At 67.9% G+C, this 18,006-nt stretch carries 13 protein-coding genes; 9 read left to right on the top strand and 4 right to left on the bottom strand.

Annotated elements, in window-relative coordinates; genetic code table 11:
• Window positions 1-20: 20 nt before the first annotated feature.
• Genes hutI through ACR9ZH_RS02770 form a run of 3 tightly spaced genes read right to left on the bottom strand, consistent with a single transcriptional unit; the run spans window position 21 to window position 4,200 of the window.
• On the bottom strand, window positions 21-1,256 hold the full coding sequence (gene hutI, locus ACR9ZH_RS02780) for an imidazolonepropionase (RefSeq protein ID WP_481289239.1): 1,236 nt from the start codon (window positions 1,254-1,256) through the stop codon (window positions 21-23).
• Window positions 1,253-2,632 (bottom strand): chloride channel protein, encoded by a 1,380-nt coding sequence (locus ACR9ZH_RS02775; RefSeq protein ID WP_481289238.1) that lies wholly within the window; start codon window positions 2,630-2,632, stop codon window positions 1,253-1,255. The genes hutI and ACR9ZH_RS02775 overlap by 4 nt, the downstream gene beginning before the upstream one ends.
• Window positions 2,629-4,200, bottom strand: coding sequence for a GNAT family N-acetyltransferase (locus ACR9ZH_RS02770; protein WP_481289237.1), 1,572 nt, complete (start codon window positions 4,198-4,200; stop codon window positions 2,629-2,631). Before ACR9ZH_RS02770 ends, ACR9ZH_RS02775 begins: the two co-directional genes overlap by 4 nt.
• 73 nt (window positions 4,201-4,273) lie before the next feature.
• On the opposite strand from ACR9ZH_RS02770, the gene ACR9ZH_RS02765 reads away from it, so the two are divergent.
• Complete coding sequence (locus ACR9ZH_RS02765) at window positions 4,274-5,629, top strand: formimidoylglutamate deiminase (RefSeq protein WP_481289236.1); 1,356 nt, start codon at window positions 4,274-4,276, stop codon at window positions 5,627-5,629.
• Here the strand turns inward: ACR9ZH_RS02765 and ACR9ZH_RS02760 are convergent.
• The gene (locus tag ACR9ZH_RS02760; protein ID WP_481289235.1) at window positions 5,593-6,762 is read right to left on the bottom strand and encodes an acyltransferase family protein; all 1,170 of its coding nucleotides are present in this window, start codon (window positions 6,760-6,762) and stop codon (window positions 5,593-5,595) included. The genes ACR9ZH_RS02765 and ACR9ZH_RS02760 overlap by 37 nt on opposite strands.
• Window positions 6,763-7,041: 279 nt before the next feature.
• Here ACR9ZH_RS02760 and asnB point away from each other — a divergent pair, with 279 nt between their 5' ends.
• The 8 genes from asnB to ACR9ZH_RS02720 all read left to right on the top strand — a co-directional run bounded on the left by asnB (window position 7,042) and on the right by ACR9ZH_RS02720 (window position 17,659).
• The gene (gene asnB / locus ACR9ZH_RS02755) at window positions 7,042-8,712 is read left to right on the top strand and encodes an asparagine synthase B (protein WP_481289234.1); all 1,671 of its coding nucleotides are present in this window, start codon (window positions 7,042-7,044) and stop codon (window positions 8,710-8,712) included.
• 203 nt (window positions 8,713-8,915) lie between these two features.
• Window positions 8,916-10,041, top strand: a protein-coding gene (gene prfB / locus ACR9ZH_RS02750) for a peptide chain release factor 2 (protein ID WP_481289233.1) whose coding sequence is annotated in 2 segments (ribosomal slippage) — window positions 8,916-8,990 and window positions 8,992-10,041 — 1,125 coding nt in all. Because the reading frame shifts where the segments join, the coding sequence is not laid out codon by codon here.
• Window positions 10,042-10,092: 51 nt separating this feature from the next.
• Window positions 10,093-11,625, top strand: a complete 1,533-nt coding sequence (lysS, locus tag ACR9ZH_RS02745) for a lysine--tRNA ligase (protein ID WP_481289232.1) — start codon at window positions 10,093-10,095, stop codon at window positions 11,623-11,625.
• A 91-nt stretch (window positions 11,626-11,716) separates the two neighbouring features.
• Window positions 11,717-12,016 (top strand): YciI family protein, encoded by a 300-nt coding sequence (locus ACR9ZH_RS02740; RefSeq protein ID WP_481289231.1) that lies wholly within the window; start codon window positions 11,717-11,719, stop codon window positions 12,014-12,016.
• Window positions 12,013-12,276, top strand: coding sequence for a BolA family protein (locus tag ACR9ZH_RS02735; protein WP_481289230.1), 264 nt, complete (start codon window positions 12,013-12,015; stop codon window positions 12,274-12,276). The genes ACR9ZH_RS02740 and ACR9ZH_RS02735 overlap by 4 nt, the downstream gene beginning before the upstream one ends.
• Window positions 12,277-12,513: 237 nt before the next feature.
• Window positions 12,514-16,014, top strand: a complete 3,501-nt coding sequence (gene smc / locus ACR9ZH_RS02730) for a chromosome segregation protein SMC (RefSeq protein WP_481289229.1) — start codon at window positions 12,514-12,516, stop codon at window positions 16,012-16,014.
• Window positions 16,015-16,036: 22 nt separating this feature from the next.
• Window positions 16,037-17,026, top strand: coding sequence for a cell division protein ZipA (gene zipA / locus ACR9ZH_RS02725; RefSeq protein ID WP_481289228.1), 990 nt, complete (start codon window positions 16,037-16,039; stop codon window positions 17,024-17,026).
• Window positions 17,027-17,029: 3 nt separating this feature from the next.
• The gene (locus tag ACR9ZH_RS02720) at window positions 17,030-17,659 is read left to right on the top strand and encodes an FMN-binding negative transcriptional regulator (protein ID WP_481289227.1); all 630 of its coding nucleotides are present in this window, start codon (window positions 17,030-17,032) and stop codon (window positions 17,657-17,659) included.
• Window positions 17,660-18,006: the final 347 nt, after the last annotated feature.

Genomic DNA, 18,006 nt, shown 5'->3' with positions numbered 1-18,006 from the left:
AAAGATTCTTCGGATTTGCCCTACGGAACGACGCGGTCGCCGCCTAGCCAACTTTCCCTGAGCAGGTTGCCGCCGATCCAGTAGCACAGTTCGGACGGGTGCTGGACGTTCCAGACCGCGAGGTCGGCGCGCTGGCCGGCCGCGAGCGTGCCGCGGTCGTCGAGGCCGAGCGCACGCGCGGCATTCACCGTCGCGCCGCGCAAGGCTTCCTCGGGCGTGAGGCGGAACAGCGTGCAGGCCATGCCCATGGCCATGCGCAGCGACAGCAGCGGCGACGTCCCGGGATTGAGGTCCGTGGCGACCGCCATGTCGACGCCGTGCTTCCGGAACGCTTCGACCGGGGGCGGCCGCGTGTCGCGCAGGGCGTAGTAAGCGCCGGGCAGGAGCACCGCCACGGTGCCGGCCTCGGCCATGGCACGGACGCCTTCGTCGCTGGTCCACTCGAGATGGTCGGCGGACAGGCCCCCGTAGCGGGCCACGAGCGACGCGCCCCCGAGGTCGGACAATTGCTCGGCGTGCAGCTTCACCGGCAGGCCCAGCGAGATCGCCTTGTCGAACAATCGCTGTGTCTCCTCCGCGCTGAAGCCGATGCCTTCGCAGAACGCATCCACGGCGTCGACGAGGTCCTCGCCGGCGAGGGAGGGCAGCATGATGTCGCACACGAGCGCGACGTAGTCCTCGCGCCGCCCGGCGTATTCGGGCGGCAGGGCGTGCAGGCCGAGGAAGGTGGTTCGCACCTCCACGCCCAATTCCTCCCCGATGCGCCTGGCCACTCGAAGCATGCGCCGCTCGGCGTCGGGTTCCAGCCCGTAACCGGACTTGATCTCGAGCGTGGTGACGCCGTCCGCAAGCAGGGCTTTCGCGCGCGGCAGCGATTGCCGCAGCAGGTCGTCCTCGCTGGCGGCGCGCGTGGCGCGCACGCTGGAGACGATGCCGCCGCCGGCGCGCGCGATCTCTTCGTAGCTGGCGCCTTCGAGGCGTTGCTCGAACTCCTGCGCGCGATCGCCGCCGAACACCAGGTGGGTATGGCAGTCGATCAGACCCGGCGTCACCCAGGCGCCCGGCAGGGACTCGACGTGGCGGGCGAGGACGTGCGGCTCGCCGGCCAGCCCGGCCATCGGGCCGGCGAAGGCGATGCGCCCGTCGCGCCAGCCGATGGCGCCTTGCTCGATGGCGCCGTACGGCTGCCCGTTGTCCAGGAGCGTGGCGAGGCCGACGTCGAGGAGCAGGTGGTCCCAGCGTGGATCGGTGGTCATGGGTTTCCTTGGACAGCGGAGGCGTTCCGCCGCGTGCATTCTTCTTCGTACTGGGTCACCAGTTGATCGGCCAGCGCTTTATAGACAGGCACGCGACAGACCGACGCCGACACGGCACGGGCGAGCAGGCAGGCGGCCATGATCGGAAGCGCCATCTGCCGGTTGGCCGTGAGTTCGAGCGAGATGACGGCGGCCGTGAGCGGCGACTGGGTGACGCCCGCGAGGTAGGCGGCCATGCCCAGGAGCACCACGGCGGAACTGTCCGCCTGCGGAAGCAGGTGGGCGATGTTGCCGCCGAGACCGGCGCCGACGGCGAGCGCCGGCGAGAAGATGCCGCCAGGAATGCCCGCCCATGACGAGGCGATGTTGCCGAGGAATTTCAGCACGCCGAAATAGGGACCGGTGTCGTCGTGTCCTTGCAGGATGTCGCGGGCCTGCCCATAGCCGGTGCCATAGAGTCCGTTGGCGCTGAGCAGGCTGAGCAGGACCAGCGCAAGGCCGCAGGCGGCGGCGAACACAATCGGGCTGCGCCCGCGCAGGCGACCCATCACGCCACGGAAGCCCCGGGCCGAAGGGAGGATCAGGCGGGCGAACAGCCCGCCGGCAAGGCCGCCGACGACGCCGGTGAGCAACACGGCGATCCAGGCCCTGCCCAGCGGCAGCGCCGCGGCGATTTCGCCGAAATAGGCATAGTTGCCCACGACGCCCAGGGAAACGACGCCGGCCACGATCACGGCGGTGAGCAGGGTGCCGCTCATCCGGTGCTCGAACGTGCCGGACATCTCCTCGATGGCGAAGACGACGCCCGCCAGAGGCGTGTTGAACGCGGCCGCGAGTCCCGCCGCGGAACCGGCGAGGATGAAACGGCCCGCGGCGGCCGGCTCGTCGAATCCGAAGCGGCGTCCCAGCGAATACAGCAAGCCGGCGCCGACGTGCACGGTGGGCCCCTCGCGACCGACGGAAGCGCCGCCAAGCAGCGCGCCGAGCGTGAGCGCCATCTTGCCCACCGCGATCTTCAGCGAGAGCAGGCGGGTGCGGAAGGTTTCATCCTCTACCTCGAGCGCCGCGATGGCCTGCGGAATGCCCGAGCCGCGGGTGGCCTTCATGGCGCCCTGGGTGAGCCAGCAGAGCAGGGCGAACGTGGCAGGAGTCACCAGCAGCGGCACCCACCAGCCATGCGAGGCGATGCCGTGGAACAGTCCGAAGGCGAAATCCGCGGCCTTGGCGAAGAACACCGCGGCAAGGCCAACCAGCACCGCACCGATCCAGAACAGGAGCCGGCGCCGCCACTGCGCGGGTGAGAGCCAGGCATGGCCGCGAAGGCGTTCGAGGGGCGAGGCGGCCGGTACCGCCTCCGTCTCCGGCGCGTCGCTCATTTCGGCTCCGTGCTGCGCGCCCAGCGCACTTCGTAGAGATCGTAGCGGCGGTCCTTCAGGTTCTGCACGGCGCCGGAGTTACGCGCCCGGGCGAGGTTCTCCAGGCGCAGGTCCGCGAACAGCACGGTCTCGATGTTGGGCGTGGAATCGGCGGCGACGCCGTCGCGCGCGAAGGGGAAGTCGCTGGGCGTGAGGATGCAGCTCTGCCCGTACTGGATATCGAAATTATTCACGCCGGGCAGGTTCCCGACGTTGCCGGAGAGGACGACATAGCACTGGTTCTCGATGGCGCGGGCCTGCGAGCAGTAGCGCACGCGGAGGTAACCCTCGCGCACGTCGGTGCAGAAGGGCACGAAGAGGATGAGGGCGCCCTGATCGGTGAGGTGGCGAGCCACTTCGGGAAACTCGGCGTCGTAGCAGATCATCACGCCGATCGGGCCGCAGTCGGTCTGGATCGTGGCCGCGGCGTCGCCGCCGGTGATGTTCCACACGTTGCGCTCGCTGGGCGTGGGATGCAGCTTCTCGCGCTCGTGGATCGAGCCGTCGCGCAGGCATACGTAGCAGACGTTGTGGATATCGCCGTTCGGCTGCCGCGTGGGGTGCGAGCCGCCGACGATGTTGATGTTGTAGTGCACGGCGAGGCGGTGGAACAGCGCCTTGACCTCGTCGGTGTATTCGGAAAGACGGCGGATGGAATCCACCGGGGACAGCTCCGCGTTTTCGATCGAGAGCAATTGCAGCGTGAGGAGTTCGGGGAAGGCGACGAAGTCGGCGTCGTAATCCGCGGCGATGTCCACGAAGTACTCCACCTGGGTGGCGAATTCCGCGAACGAGGCGATCCGGCGCTGCTGGTATTGCACCGAGGCGACGCGCACGTTGTCCGGCAGCCGGTGGCTTTGCGACACGCGCGGCATGTCGGGCTGGTCCAGCCGGTGCGGATCGCGCCAGACCAGGTGCGCGGCGTAGCCGAGGGATTCATGATCGGAAGGCACATAGCCGCGGAGCAGGCCGATCACCTCGAAGCCGTTGCGCAGCTGGAAGCTGAGCGTCGGGTCGCGCCGGCTGCCATCGACCACCGCCTGCACGTACGCTTCGGCGCTGCCGTATCGGCCGATGGCGCGGGCGAGCCCAGGCACGCGGCCGCCGAAGACGATGCCGCGCAGCTTGAGGTCGGTGCACAGCCGCTTGCGTGCCATGTACAGGCGTTGGCCGATGCGCATGCCCCGGTAGTCGGGATGGACCACGACTTCCATGCCATAGAGCCAGTCGCCATCCGGGTCGTGACGCGAAGCAAACCCGCCGCCGGTGATCTGCATCCAGGTGTGCGGGGCCAGCGCCACCGCCTCGCTTATCCGGAACGTGGCGCAGAAACCGACGATCCGGCCCTCGTACTCGACTACGAACTGCCCCTCGGGGAAGTGCGTCTGCTGTCCGTGCAGCATCTCGGCGGAATGTCCCCATTCGGCCGTATACACGCGGGCGGTGAGGGCCACGAGTTCGCGAACGTCGCCGGGACGAGCCAGGCGAAGCAGCAGCTTGGGTGGCTGTGAGGCCTTGCTTTCGTTCATCCCCCTATTATGCGCCCGCCTTCCCACGAGGCCACGAGGTAACATGAGGACTTTCTCCCTGAAGGATCCTCGCATGCCGGATACCGTCCTTAGCGCCGATTTCCTCTGGCAACAGGGCGCGTGGCGTGCGGGCGACGCGGGTCTTGGCGTCGCCGGCCGGCGCTTCGCCGCTGCGCAGGGCCCGGTCGAACGGATTGGTCGCTTCGTGCTGCCAGGCATGCCCAACCTGCATTCGCACGCATTCCAGCGCGCGATGGCCGGGCTGGCGGAGCGGCGCGGGCCAGGGGAGGACAGTTTCTGGACCTGGCGCGAGACCATGTATGCGTTCGCCGAGGCGATCGATCCGGATGACCTCAAGGCCATCGCCACCCAGCTCTATGTCGAGATGGTGAAGGCGGGTTACACCCAGGTCTGCGAGTTCCATTACCTGCACCATGGCCCGCGCGGCGTACCCTACGCCGATTCGGCGGCGATGTCGCTGGCGCTGATGGAGGCGGCGAAGGAGGCAGGCATCGGGCTTACGCTGTTGCCGGTGCTGTACATGACCGGCGGCTTCGACGGGCGCCCGCTTTCCGAGCGGCAGCAGCGGTTCCGTCACGACGTGGGCGGTTTCGTGAGCCTGCTGGAGCGCCTGGCGCCCCTGCAGGACGACATGTTCACCCTGGGCATCGCACTGCATTCGCTGCGCGCGGTGCCGGAAGAAGCGATGCGGGCGTTGCTGGCGACAGGTGTGGCAAGGGGATTGCCGGTGCACATCCATATCGCCGAGCAGATCGGTGAGGTGCAGGATTGCGTGGCCCTGCGCGGCGCCCGCCCCGTCGAGTGGCTCCTCGATCATGCCGAGGTGGACGCGCGCTGGACCCTCGTCCACGCGACGCACCTCACGGCGCATGAAATCGACCGCATCGCGAAGAGCGGAGCGGTGGCCGGCCTTTGTCCCACCACCGAGGCCAACCTCGGCGACGGCCTGTTCCCGCTCGCCGCCTTCATCGATGCGGGCGGCACGTTCGGCATCGGCTCCGATTCGCACATCTCCGTGTCGCCGGTCGAAGAGCTGCGCTGGCTGGAGTATGGCCAGCGCCTGGTGACGCGGCATCGCAACGTCGCCGCGCGCGCGCCGGAGGAAAGCGTCGGCACAGCCTTGTGGCAGCGCGCCCTGGACGGCGGCCTGCGGGCCGCAGGCAGCGATATCGGCCGGCTCGCCGACGGTGCGCGCGCGGACCTGCTCGTTCTCGACGACCGCTCGCCGCTGCTCGCCGCGCGCGACGAGGCGGACGTGATCGACAGTTTCATCTTCGCGGGCAACGCGCCGCTGGTGCGCGACGTGATGGTGGGCGGCCAGTGGCGCGTACGCGACTTCGCGCATACGGCCGAGGCCAGCGCCGCGAAGGCTTATCGCGACGTGGTGGAGAGGCTGGCCGCCGCCTGAGCTGCCGGCCCCGCGGGAACGGCCGCTTCCGGCGAGCGGAACGAAACGCCCCTGCCCAGGAGCCATTGCCCGAGACGCCTGAGCAACGGTCTTTCCACGGCGTGGTAGCCGAGCAGGCTGATGCCCAGGCCGGTGCCGACCATGAGTACGGTGAGGCCCGTGGAACTCGCGACACCTACCCAGCCGAGGCGGGCGAAGGCTTCCGCCACGACGTGGAATGCCACGGCGTGCCACAGGTAGATGGAGAACGATGCGTCGCCAAGGTACTGCAGCATGCGCGGCATGATCCATCGCCGGCGGATTTCCAGCACGACGAGCGCGTACACGAGGATCGCCGCCGGTAGCCCCCAGCAGGCGACGTGGAGGGCGAATGAAATGTGGACTGCTGCGAGCAACCCCCGGCGGGCTGCGTTCGCGGCGAACAGGCCGGGTGTCAGGAGCAGCGCACCGGCGGCCATCCACGTGAACGCGCCTGCGAGCAGCGCACCATGAAACCGCTGGAAACCGCGGTCGAGGAGGAACGCCACGGCGATGCCCGGCAGGAACTCCAGGAGGAGAGGGGAGAACACGAAATCGAGCGGCTTGCGCCAAGGGAACCAGAATCCCACCAGCGTAGCGATGCCGATGATGACGAACCAGACCATCACGCCCGCCATGGCTCTTCGCGCGAACAGGATCAGGCTGAGGGCTGCCACCGCGTAGAAGTAGACCTCGAAGCTCAGCGTCCAGGCGACGTAAAGGCGCGGGTTGGGCACGTTGCCGACGAGCGCGAGCAGCTGGAACAACGGTTCGGGCCATGCCGGCGCCGCGGGCGACAACCAGGCCGCGATCGCGCACGACGTGCCGAAGACGATCCAGAAGAGCGGGTAGATGCGGATGAACCGCTTCATCGCGAACCCGTAGACCGCCCGCACCCTCCCCACGCTATCCATGGCGGCGATCGACCGCCGCATCACCTGATAGATGAGGAAGCCCGAGATCGCGAAGAACAGGTCGACTCCCGCGCCGCCGACGACCGCGAAGAAGGGTTTTGCCCAGTGCGTGCGCATGGGCTCGATGTCGAAGAACATATGGGCGGAGACCACCAGCAGCGCGGCGATGGCGCGCAAGCCCTGGATATTGCGGTAAGTCATCCCTGTGGTTCCCTGGGCGGTCTGGTATGTGCCTGCGCGCCGCCACCAGGTTTAACCCGACCCGGTTCCTCGGCGAGAGCCGCTTGCACCGGTCATGCGGTTCGTGTTGTAGTCAGCCCATGCATCGCAACGCCGCCAATAACGCCAATACCAATAATGCCCGGAACCTCGGGAGGGTCGGCGTATAGGCGGTTGCAAGCGAAACCACCGGATACACGAAAGGCCCGCCCTCCAAGGCGGGCCTTTTCTTTTGGCGTTTTCTGATCAGGAGAAAGAGGCATGTGCTCGATCCTAGGGATATTCGGACTGGCAGCCGGCGACGATCTTGCCGCACTGCGCACGCGGGCGATGGAGCTTTCGCAGCGGCAGCGGCATCGCGGCCCCGACTGGAGCGGCGTGTACGTGGACGACGGCGCGATCCTCGTGCACGAGCGTCTCGCCATCGTCGATCCGGCAAGTGGCGCCCAGCCGTTGCGTTCGCTGGACGGCGAACTGGCGCTGGCCGTGAACGGCGAGATCTACAATCATCGCGAACTGCGCGCGGCCAGCGACTACGCTTTCACCACCGGCTCCGACTGTGAGGTGATCAACGCCCTGTACCGCGATCACGGCCTGGACTTCCTCCACCGCCTCAATGGCATCTTCGCCTTCGCCCTGTGGGATGCCCGGCGGAGGCGCGTCCTGATTGCCCGCGATCCATTGGGGGTCTGCCCCTTGTATTGGGGCCACGACACGGAAGGGCGCCTCTACGTCGCGTCGGAGATGAAATCGCTGGTGGGCGTATGCGCCGACGTGGCGCCGTTTCCACCCGGGCACGTCTACGACAGTGAGCACGGCGCGGCGGTCGCTTACTGGACGCCTGCCTGGCGCGATTACGACGCCACCCGTGGCAGCGCGATCGAGCCGTCGGTGCTGCGGGCGGCGTTCGAAGCGGCCGTGCATCGCCAGATGATGACCGACGTGCCGTACGGGGTGTTGCTTTCGGGCGGCCTGGATTCCTCGCTCGTGGCCGCGGTGGCCGCCCGCTTCGCAAGGCGGCGGATCGAGGACGGCGACAGCGGGGAGGCATGGTGGCCGCGCCTGCATTCCTTCGCCATCGGCCTCGAGGGCTCCCCCGACCTGAAAGCCGCCGAGATCGCGGCGGCGGCGCTGGGTACGGTGCACCACGGGTTCCGCTACACGCTGGAAGAAGGCCTCGATGCCTTGCCCGAGGTGATCCGGCATATCGAAACCTATGACGTGACCACCATCCGTGCCTCCACGCCGATGTTCCTGCTCGCGCGCAGGATCAAGGCGATGGGCGTGAAGATGGTGCTGTCGGGCGAGGGATCGGACGAGGTCTTCGGCGGATACCTCTACTTCCACAAGGCGCCGTCGGCCAGGGCATTCCACGAGGAAACCATCCGCAAGCTGGACGCCTTGCATTATTACGACTGCCTGCGCGCGAACAAGTCGATGTCGGCCTGGGGCGTGGAGGCCCGCGTACCCTTCCTCGACCTCGACTTCCTGGACACCGCCATGGGCTTCGACGCCGAGGCGAAGATGGTGGCCCGCAAGGGCATCGAGAAGGGAATCCTGCGCGAGGCTTTCGAGGGCGTGCTGCCGGCGGAGATCCTCTGGCGGCAGAAGGAGCAGTTCAGCGACGGCGTCGGCTACGGGTGGATCGACGGTCTGAAGGACCACGCCGGGCAACGGGTATCGGACCGTGAGTTCGCCGCCGCCGCGTCCCGGTTCCCGCACAATACCCCTGCCACCAAGGAGGCGTACTTCTACCGCTCCCTCTTCGAAAAGCACTTTCCCGGCGAGGCCTGCGCGGCCACGGTGCCCGGCGGCAAATCCATCGCCTGCTCGTCGCCCGCCGCCCTGGCCTGGGACCCTGCCTTCGCAGCTGCGGCCGATCCCTCGGGCCGCGCCATGCGCGGCGTGCACAAGGAGGCCCTGCCCGTGTAGGAGCGCGCCCCTGTGGAAGCAACGGGCTTTTGTGTGGGAGATTCAGCGGCGATGGGTGTTCGCGGCAAGGTGCCCGCTGCCGCGGGATCGCCGGCATAGCCGGCTCCCACACAAGCCGAACGGTGCGGCGGCGCAGCACTTTTGCTAAGATCGGTCGCTTTAGCCGGCGCGCTCCAGCGTCGGACCATCAGGCCAGCCAAACCATGATCGAGATCAATCCGATCCTTGCGCAGATCGCGGACCTCAAGGCCCGCGTCGAGTCGCTTAGGGGGTATCTTTGACTATGCCGTCAAGAAAGAACGGCTAGAGGAAGTCAATCGCGAGCTCGAAAGCCCGAACGTCTGGGACGATCCGAAGCGCGCGCAGGAGCTCGGCCGTGAACGCGCCCAGCTCGATACCATCGTCACCGGCATCGACGAGATGACCGCCTCGCTCGACGACGCGAAGGAACTGCTCGACATGGCCGCCGCCGACGGCGACGAGGCCACCGTGCAGTCCATCGTCGAGGACCTGAACAAGGTCGACGCCCGCGTCGGCAAGCTCGAGTTCCAGCGCATGTTCTCCGGCAAGCTCGACGCCGCCCCGGCGTTCGTCGACGTGCAGGCCGGTGCCGGCGGCACCGAGGCGCAGGACTGGGCCGAAATGCTGCTGCGCATGTACCTGCGCTGGGCCGAGTCGCGCGGCTGGAAGACCGAGCTCATGGAAGTGAGCGCGGGCGAAGTCGCAGGCATCAAGTCCGCCACGTTCCGCGTCGAGGGCGATTACGCCTACGGCTGGCTGAAGACCGAGATCGGCGTGCACCGCCTGGTCCGCAAGAGCCCGTTCGATTCGGACAACCGCCGGCACACCAGCTTCACCTCGGTGTTCGTCTCGCCGGAAGTGGACGACGACATCGAGATCGACATCAACCCGGCCGACCTCAAGACCGACGTCTACCGTTCCTCGGGCGCCGGCGGCCAGCACGTGAACAAGACCGAGTCGGCGGTGCGCATCACGCACATCCCGACGAATACGGTCGTGGCCTGCCAGACCGAGCGCAGCCAGCACGCCAACCGCGATCGCGCCATGAAGATGCTGAAGGCGAAGCTGTACGAGCTGGAAGTGCAGAAGCGCAACGCGGAGAAGGACGCCCTGGAAGCCACCAAGTCCGACATCGGCTGGGGCAGCCAGATCCGCAACTACGTGCTCGACCAGTCGCGCATCAAGGACCTTCGTACCGGCATCGAACGTTCCGACACGCAGAAGGTGCTCGACGGCGACCTCGACGAGTTCGTCGAAGCCAGCCTGAAGGCCGGCCTCGAAGCCGGCTCCAAGCGCGTCGACGCCTGATCCCCGGCGCGCCAGCGCTCCGCTCTCCCCAAGAAGACAGCCATCCAAGCCATGACCGAAAACGCCAACGCCACAGCCTCCGCCACTGCCGCCGACGAGAATCGCCTCATCGCGGAGCGTCGCGAGAAACTGAAAGCGCTGCGCGCGCAGGGCATCGCTTACCCGAACGACTTCAAGGTCGACAGCTTCGCGGGCGACCTGCAGGACGAGTTCGCGGACAAGGAAAAGTGGACGGCCGAGGCCATCGATGCCGCGCCGCGCCGCGTAGCCGTGGCTGGCCGCATCATCCTGATGCGCGGGCAGGGCAAGGTGAGCTTCGTGCAGATGCAGGACGGTACCGGCCGCATCCAGCTCTTCGTGCACCAGGGCTCGCTGGGCGAGGACGCCTATGAAACGTTCAAGCGCTGGGACCTCGGCGACATCGTGGGCGCCACCGGCCTGCTCATGCGCACGAAGACGGGCGAGCTTTCGGTCAAGGTCGATGCGATCCGTCTGCTCACGAAATCGCTGCGTGGCCTGCCGGACAAGCACCACGGGTTGGCCGACGTGGAGCAGCGCTACCGGCAGCGCTACGTGGACCTCATCGTCACCGAGGAGTCGCGCCGCACCTTCGCGCTGCGCTCGAAGATCATCAGCCACGTGCGCCGCTGGCTCGAGGACGAACCGCGCCGCTTCATGGAAGTGGAGACGCCGATGATGCACGTGATCCCGGGCGGTGCCACCGCGCGGCCGTTCACCACGCACCACAACGCGCTCGACATTCCGCTGTTCCTGCGCGTGGCGCCGGAGCTCTACCTCAAGCGGCTGGTGGTCGGCGGCTTCGACCGCGTCTACGAGATCAACCGCAACTTCCGCAACGAGGGCGTGTCCACGCGGCACAACCCCGAGTTCACGATGCTCGAGCTGTACCAGGCCTATGCCACGTACCACGAGATCATGGACCTCACAGAGGGCATGATCCGTTCTGCCGCTGCCGACGTGGTAGGCAGCACGCAGATCGAATGGGATGGTGCCACGGTCGACCTCGGCCCGGCGTTCCGCCGCTGGCGCATGGAAGACGCGGTGCTCGAGCTCAATCCCGAGATCAAGCCGTCCGAGCTGCGCGACCGCGAGGCGATGGCCACGCACGCGCAGCGCCTGGGCATCCACGTGAAGCCGTCGTACGGCTGGGGCAAGCTGCTCCTCGAGATCTTCGAGGGCACGGTGGAGCACACGCTGATCCAGCCCACCTTCATCACCGACCACCCGGTGGAAGTGTCACCGCTGGCGCGCGAGAGCGACACCGACAAGGGCATCACCGATCGCTTCGAGCTGTTCATCAACGGCAAGGAGATCGCCAACGGCTTCTCGGAACTCAACGATTCCGAAGACCAGGCGGCGCGTTTCCAGGCCCAGGTGGATGCGAAGGACGCCGGCGACGACGAGGCCATGCACTACGACGCCGATTACATCCGTGCGCTGGAGGTCGGCCTGCCGCCCACCGGCGGCCTCGGCGTGGGCATCGACCGCCTGGTGATGCTGCTGACCGGCTCGTCGTCCATCCGCGACGTGCTGCTGTTCCCGACCATGCGCCCGGAGGCCTGACCGGGCGTGTTCCAGGCCAGCGTACGAGGCGGAGACTGACGCGTCACGGCGGCGCCGCTACAATGATCGATTTCCCGCAGGAACCGAGCCCATGTGGTACGCCGTCGTCGCCCTCGATCATCCGAACTCGCTCGAAAAGCGCGTGGCTGCGCGCCCGGCGCACCTCGCCCGGCTGAAGGCGCTGCTCGAGGAAGGCCGGCTCAAGCTCGCCGGGCCGTTTCCGGCCATCGACGCGGAAGATCCCGGTGAGGCCGGTTTCGACGGCAGCATGATCGTCGCCCAGTTCGACGACCTTGCCGCCGCGAAGGCCTGGGCCGACGCGGATCCCTATGTGGAAGCGGGCGTATACCGCGAGGTTTCGGTCCGCCCGTTCAGGATTACGCTGCCGTGACCGTCGAGAAGGTCGAGCGCATCCGCCAGCTGCTCACCGGGGCCCTGGCCCCGGTCGAGCTGGACGTGATCGACGAGGGCCACAAGCACGTCGGGCATAGCGGCCAGGGCAAGGGCCATTTCTTCGCCCGCATCGTCAGCCCGGCCTTCGCCGGGAAGAACCCGATCCAGCGCCACCGCATGGTGTACGAGGCCCTGGCGGAGATGATGCCGGACGGCATCCACGCCCTGTCGATCGACGCCAAGGCGCCGGGCGAATAGCCCGTGTAGGAGCGCGCATCGCGCGCGACATCTTTTCGCGAAAGGGCCGCAGGGCCTGCCGCCTATGGCCTCAAAAGATGTCGCGCGCAGGGCGCGCTCCTACATATCAATGAGTTACGCTAGGTTTCTCTTCCTACTTCGCGTATTGCGCACCCCGTCCCCCTTTGGCAAAGTGATCGATCAGCCAGGGGGAGGCTCCCGAACGGAGTCCACGGCCGCGTCCCAACGGAAACCATAATGCGTCTGACCACGATCAAGCTGGCGGGATTCAAGTCCTTCGTCGACCCCACCACGCTGCACCTGCCCACCAACATGACCGGTGTCGTCGGCCCGAACGGCTGTGGCAAGTCGAACATCATCGACGCCATCCGCTGGGTCATGGGTGAGTCGGCCGCCAGCCGCCTGCGTGGCGATTCCCTCACCGACGTGATCTTCTCCGGCTCCAGCGCGCGCAAGCCCGTGGGCCAGGCGGCGGTGGAACTGATCTTCGACAACAGCGACGGCACCATCCAGGGCGAGTACGCCAGCTTCGCCGAGATCTCGGTGAAGCGCGTGGTCAGCCGCGACGGCCAGTCCGCTTATTTCCTCAACGGTGGGCGCTGCCGCCGCCGCGACATCACCGACCTGTTCCTGGGTACCGGCCTCGGCCCGCGTTCGTACTCGATCATCGAGCAGGGCATGATCAGCCAGATCATCGAGGCGGCCCCCGAAGAACTGCGCATGCACCTGGAGGAAGCCGCCGGCATCTCCAAGTACAAGGAGCGGCGCAAGGAAACCGAGAGCCGGATCAAGTCCACCCGCGAAAACCTCGACCGTGTGCGCGACGTGCGCGACGAGGTCGAGAAGCAGCTGGACCACCTGAACCGCCAGGCCCGCGCGGCCGAGCGCTGGAAGGCCTTCAAGGAGGAGCACACCCGCCGCGAGGCCGAACTGCGCGCGCTCGAATACCGCACGCTGCATCGCCAGCACGAAGGCGAAGGGTCCGGCCTGCGCGAGGCGGAACTGGAGATCGAAAAGCACCTGGCCAGCCAGCGCCAGGTCGAAGCGCAGCTGGAGAGCGTGCGCGAGCGCCATCACGGGGCCAGCGAGCATCTCAACCACGTCCAGGCCGACGTGTACAAGGTCGGTGCCGAGATCGCCCGCGTCGAACAGCAGGTGCGCCACAACCGCGACCTCAGCGAACGCCTGACCCGCGCCCGGGCCGACGCCGAGCGCGAGCACGAGGAACTGCAGGGCCACATCGCCGCGGACCGCGAGCAGATCGAGACCCTGCGCACGGCCCTGGCCGAGGGCGAGCCGAAGCTCGAGGCCCTGCAGCAGATCCAGGAAGAGACCGGCGAGGCACAACGCGCCACCGAAGCGAAGCTCGCCGACTGGCAGCAACGCTGGGATGCGCATACCCGTGGCGCCTCGGAATCGAGCCGCGCCGCGGAAGTGGAGCGCACGAAGCTGGCCTACCTCGACAGGCAGTCGGTCGACCTGTCGCGCCGCCGCGAAGCGCTGGAAGCCGAGCAGCGCGCCACGGACGTGGCCGCGCTCGACGCCGCCGCGGAACAGTTGGAGACCGAACACGAGACGCAGCGCGAGCGCGTCGAACAGCTGGGCGGCGTGCTCGACCAGCACAAGTCCGCCTATGAGGGCGTGCTGGAAGAAGAACGTCAGGTCCAGTCCGCGCTCAACGACGCACGCCAGCAGCTGCAGACCGCACGTGGCCGCCAGGCCTCGCTGGAAGCGTTGCAGACCGCCGCGCTCGGCCAGGAAGAATCCGCCGCCAGCGGCTGGCTCGCACGTCTTGGACTGGACCGTTCGCGCCGCCTCGGCGAGTCGCTGCAGGTCGATGCCGGCTATGAATCCGCCGTGGAGACCGTGCTCGCGGGCGTGCTCGACGGCGTGCTGGTCGAGGCACCGGAAGCGCTCAGCAACGAATTCGCGTCCCTCGGCCAGGCCGACGTGGCGCTGTTCGCCGGTGCGCAAGGCGGTCCCGGCACGGCCGGCACGCTGGCCGCGCACGTGCGCGGTCCGGTCGCCGCCGTCAACCTGCTGGGCCACGTCTTTGTCGTCGATTCGGTGGAAGAGGCTGCCGCCCGCGTTGGTTCGCTGGCCGCGCACCAGTCCGTGATCACCCGCGACGGCGCCTGGATGGGCCCGGGCTGGGTCCGGGTACGCCGCGCGCAGGGCAACCAGGTGGGCGTGCTCGCCCGCGAGCGCGATCTTCGCCAGCTCGCCGAGCAGGTTGAAACGCTCGAGGCGCTCATCGAGGAACGCAGCGGACAACTGGAAGGGCTGCGCACGCGCAAGTTCGAGACAGAACGCCAGCGCGACGATGCGCAGCGCGAGCTTTACGCGGCGCACCGCCGCCTGTCGGAACTCGCCGGCCAGTTGCAGAGCCAGCGCGGGAAGATGGAAACGGCGCGCGCCCGCGCCGAGAAGGTAGGCGGCGAGATTTCCGTGATCGTCGACCAGCTCGACGAACTCGAAGGCCAGACCCGCGAAGCGCGGGCGCGCCTCGACGAGGCCGTGGGCCATATGGGCGATCGCGAAGACGAACGCCGCGGCCTGGAAAACGAGCGCCGCGAACTGCTCGAGGCGCGCGAGGAAGCGCGGATCAATGCGCGCGAGGCCGCCGACCAGGCCCACCAGCTCGCGCTCGGCATGGAATCCAAGCGCGCGGCGCTGAGTTCGCTGGAGCAGGCCCTCGCACGCCTCGACACGCAGCTGCGCCAGGTGCTGGCGCGCCGCGACGAGATCGATCAGCAGCTCGCCGCGGGCTCCGATCCGATCGCGGAACTGGAAGCCGAACGGCAGACCTACCTCGACCAGCGCCTGCTGGTGGATCGCCAGCTGGTCGAGGCGCGCCGCGCGCTCGAGGATTGCGACGCGGAGTTCCGCAAGCTGGAGCAGGACCGCCAGCGCATCGAGCACATGCTCAACCAGGTGCGCGAAAGCGTCTCCGAGAAGCGCCTCGCGGCGCAGGCGCTGCAACTGCGGGCCGAGCAGCTGGCCCAGGCCATCGTCGCCTCGGGCCTGGAGCTGGAAACCTTGCTGGCCGAACTGGCCGAAGACGCCGAGCCGGAACGCTGGCAGCAGCAGCTGGTGGACCTCTCGCAGAAGATCGCCCGCCTGGAGCCGGTGAACCTCGCCGCGATCCAGGAACACGCCGAGCAATCGCAGCGCAAGGAATACCTCGACGCGCAGCTGACCGACCTGGCCGGCGCGCTGGAAACGCTGGAGGGCGCGATCAAGAAGATCGACCGCGAGACCCGCCAGCGCTTCAAGGAGACCTTCGATCGCGTGAACGCGGGCGTCCAGGAACTGTTCCCGCGCCTGTTCGGCGGCGGTCATGCCTACCTCGAGCTCACCGGCGAGGACCTGCTCGATACCGGCGTGGCCATCATGGCGCGGCCGCCGGGCAAGCGGGTGTCCAATATCACCTTGCTCTCGGGTGGTGAGAAAGCGCTCACGGCCGTGTCGCTCGTGTTCGCCATCTTCGGCCTCAATCCCGCGCCGTTCTGCCTGCTCGACGAGGTGGACGCGCCGCTGGACGAAGCCAACGTGGGCCGCTTCTCCGCCATGGTGCGCGAGATGAGCGAGAAGGTGCAGTTCATCTTCGTGAGCCACAACAAGGCCACGATGGAAGCCGCGCACCAGCTCTGCGGCGTTACCATGCGTGAGCCCGGCGTTTCGCGTCTCGTCCAGGTCGATCTGGCCGAGGCATCGAAGCTCGCCGGCGTCGCCTGAGCATTACTGAGGAATCGCATCCATGAACCCCGCCATCGGCCTCGCCTGGAATCCCGCCGTAGGCATCCCGATGCTCTTCGTCGGCATCGTCGTGCTCGTGCTGCTCTGGCTGTTCGGCCAGCCGCGCAAAGAGCAGGGGCGCCGCAAGCCCGTGCAGGAGCAGCCGGAACGCCCCCGCGAGCGGCGCGAGCCGGTGTTCGGCGATGAGGTGGAGGGCGGGGACGACGCGGTGGAGTCGTTCCACGCGCGCCATGACGACGATGCCGACGACCCGCTGTTCAGCCCCAGGCCCGCCCAGGGCGAGCTGGACGTGGACCTGAGGGCGGAACTGGAGCGCCTCGGTGCTTCGCTGGCCGGCGAGCGCACCGCGTCCGCGGCACCGGTGATGCCCGAAGAGCCCGTACCGCGGCCGGCCCGCGTCGACCCGCGCCTCGACCTGCCGTTCGAGGTCGACGAACCCGTGGCCGCCATGCCCGTTCCGGCCTCTGCGTCCTCACCGGCGCCCGCGCCGGCAGTAAAGACGCCTCCGCCGCGTTCCGACCTCGGTCGCCGTCCGTCGAACGCGCCGGTCGAACGCATCGTGAGCCTCTACGTCGTGGCCCGCGAAGGCAGCAAGTTCAACGGATCCGACCTCGTCGTCGCGGCCGAGAAGGCCGGCCTCGAGTTCGGCGACATGGGCATCTACCACCGCCTGGTGGACGGCCACCCGGAGCAGGGGCCGATCTTCAGCGTGGCCAACCTCGTGAAGCCGGGCAATTTCGACATGGCGCGCGTTGCCACCTTGCAGACGCCGGGCCTGTCGTTCTTCATGGCCCTGCCAGGCCCGGTACCGGCCCTCGACGCGTGGGATGCGATGCTGCCTACCGCACAGCGTCTTGCCGAACTGCTCGACGGCCTCGTGCTGGACGAGGAGCGCAATGCGCTCGGGCGCCAGCGCATCGCGCATATCCGCGACGAACTCCGCGGCTGGGACCGCGGCCACGAGGGCGAAGAAATCAAGTTCGGGCAGTAAGCCATGTACACGCCGAGGGACTTCGTCGAAGCGCGTCTGCCGGTATTGCACGACGCGATCCGCTCGCATCCCTTCGGCACGCTGGTCACGGCGGGCGAGGGCGGCATCGAGGCCACGCACCTGCCGTTCGTGCTTGCGCGCGACGAAGGTCCGATGGGCACGCTCTATGCGCACGTCGCCCGCGGCAATGATCACCTCGCGCGCCATCCGGGCGAGGTCCTGGCGATCTTCACCGGCCCGCATGCGTACATCTCGCCGAACGGCTATCCCGGCAAGGCCACGCACCACCGCGAGGTGCCGACCTGGAACTACATCGCCGTGCACGCTTACGGCACGCCGGAGACCTTCACCGACCCCGCGCGTCTCCTGGACCTGCTGTCCCGCCTGACCGACCAGTCCGAACACGACACCGGCCAGGCGCAGCCGTGGAAGCTGAGCGACGCACCCGCCGACTACGTGGCGCCGATGCTGCGAGGCATCGTAGGCATCCGCATGCCACTCGCACGCATCGAAGGCAAGTGGAAGCTCGGCCAGAACCGCCCGGCCGCAGACCGCGAGGGTTCGGCGCGCCTGCTCGAGGAACGTTCGGGCAATAACGAAAGAGCGATCGCGGAGGCGATGCGCTCCATCTGAGTGGCGGGCGCGGCTTTGCCTTTGTGTTAGCGCTCGTGCGTGGTGGTTGGGTCAAGAGCCGTTGCTTTGCCGCGAGCTTGGCCGCTGCCGCGGGATCGCCGCTGAAGCGGTCCTACAGAGCCGGCGGCTTGCAGGAGAACATAGGATCTCCCACACAGAGCCGGCTGCTTGCAGGAGAACATGGGATCTTCCGCAAAGATCCCGGATGCTTGCAGGAGGACATAGGACCCCCACAGGGTTTCCGTCCAGTTCGTACCGAGCGTGTTCGTGGCCACAAGGAGCTACGCAGAGCTGTTCCCTCAGCTACCCGTCGCTCCTGCGAAGGCGGGAGCCTGGCGACTCTTGCT

The sequence above is a fragment of the Luteibacter sp. SVR4-7G genome (assembly GCF_056755555.1).
The sequence above is the reverse complement of the archived record's forward strand: the minus strand, read 5'-3'. Positions and strand labels throughout refer to the sequence as shown.

Coding starts and splice junctions, on each gene's coding strand:
- ACR9ZH_RS02775 (WP_481289238.1), bottom strand. CDS start 2,632: ATGAGCGACGCGCCGGAGACGGAGGCGGTACCGGCCGCCTCGCCCCTC.
- zipA (WP_481289228.1), top strand. CDS start 16,037: ATGAACCCCGCCATCGGCCTCGCCTGGAATCCCGCCGTAGGCATCCCG.
- asnB (WP_481289234.1), top strand. CDS start 7,042: ATGTGCTCGATCCTAGGGATATTCGGACTGGCAGCCGGCGACGATCTT.
- lysS (WP_481289232.1), top strand. CDS start 10,093: ATGACCGAAAACGCCAACGCCACAGCCTCCGCCACTGCCGCCGACGAG.
- ACR9ZH_RS02760 (WP_481289235.1), bottom strand. CDS start 6,762: ATGACTTACCGCAATATCCAGGGCTTGCGCGCCATCGCCGCGCTGCTG.
- hutI (WP_481289239.1), bottom strand. CDS start 1,256: ATGACCACCGATCCACGCTGGGACCACCTGCTCCTCGACGTCGGCCTC.
- ACR9ZH_RS02765 (WP_481289236.1), top strand. CDS start 4,274: ATGCCGGATACCGTCCTTAGCGCCGATTTCCTCTGGCAACAGGGCGCG.
- ACR9ZH_RS02740 (WP_481289231.1), top strand. CDS start 11,717: ATGTGGTACGCCGTCGTCGCCCTCGATCATCCGAACTCGCTCGAAAAG.
- smc (WP_481289229.1), top strand. CDS start 12,514: ATGCGTCTGACCACGATCAAGCTGGCGGGATTCAAGTCCTTCGTCGAC.
- ACR9ZH_RS02720 (WP_481289227.1), top strand. CDS start 17,030: ATGTACACGCCGAGGGACTTCGTCGAAGCGCGTCTGCCGGTATTGCAC.
- ACR9ZH_RS02770 (WP_481289237.1), bottom strand. CDS start 4,200: ATGAACGAAAGCAAGGCCTCACAGCCACCCAAGCTGCTGCTTCGCCTG.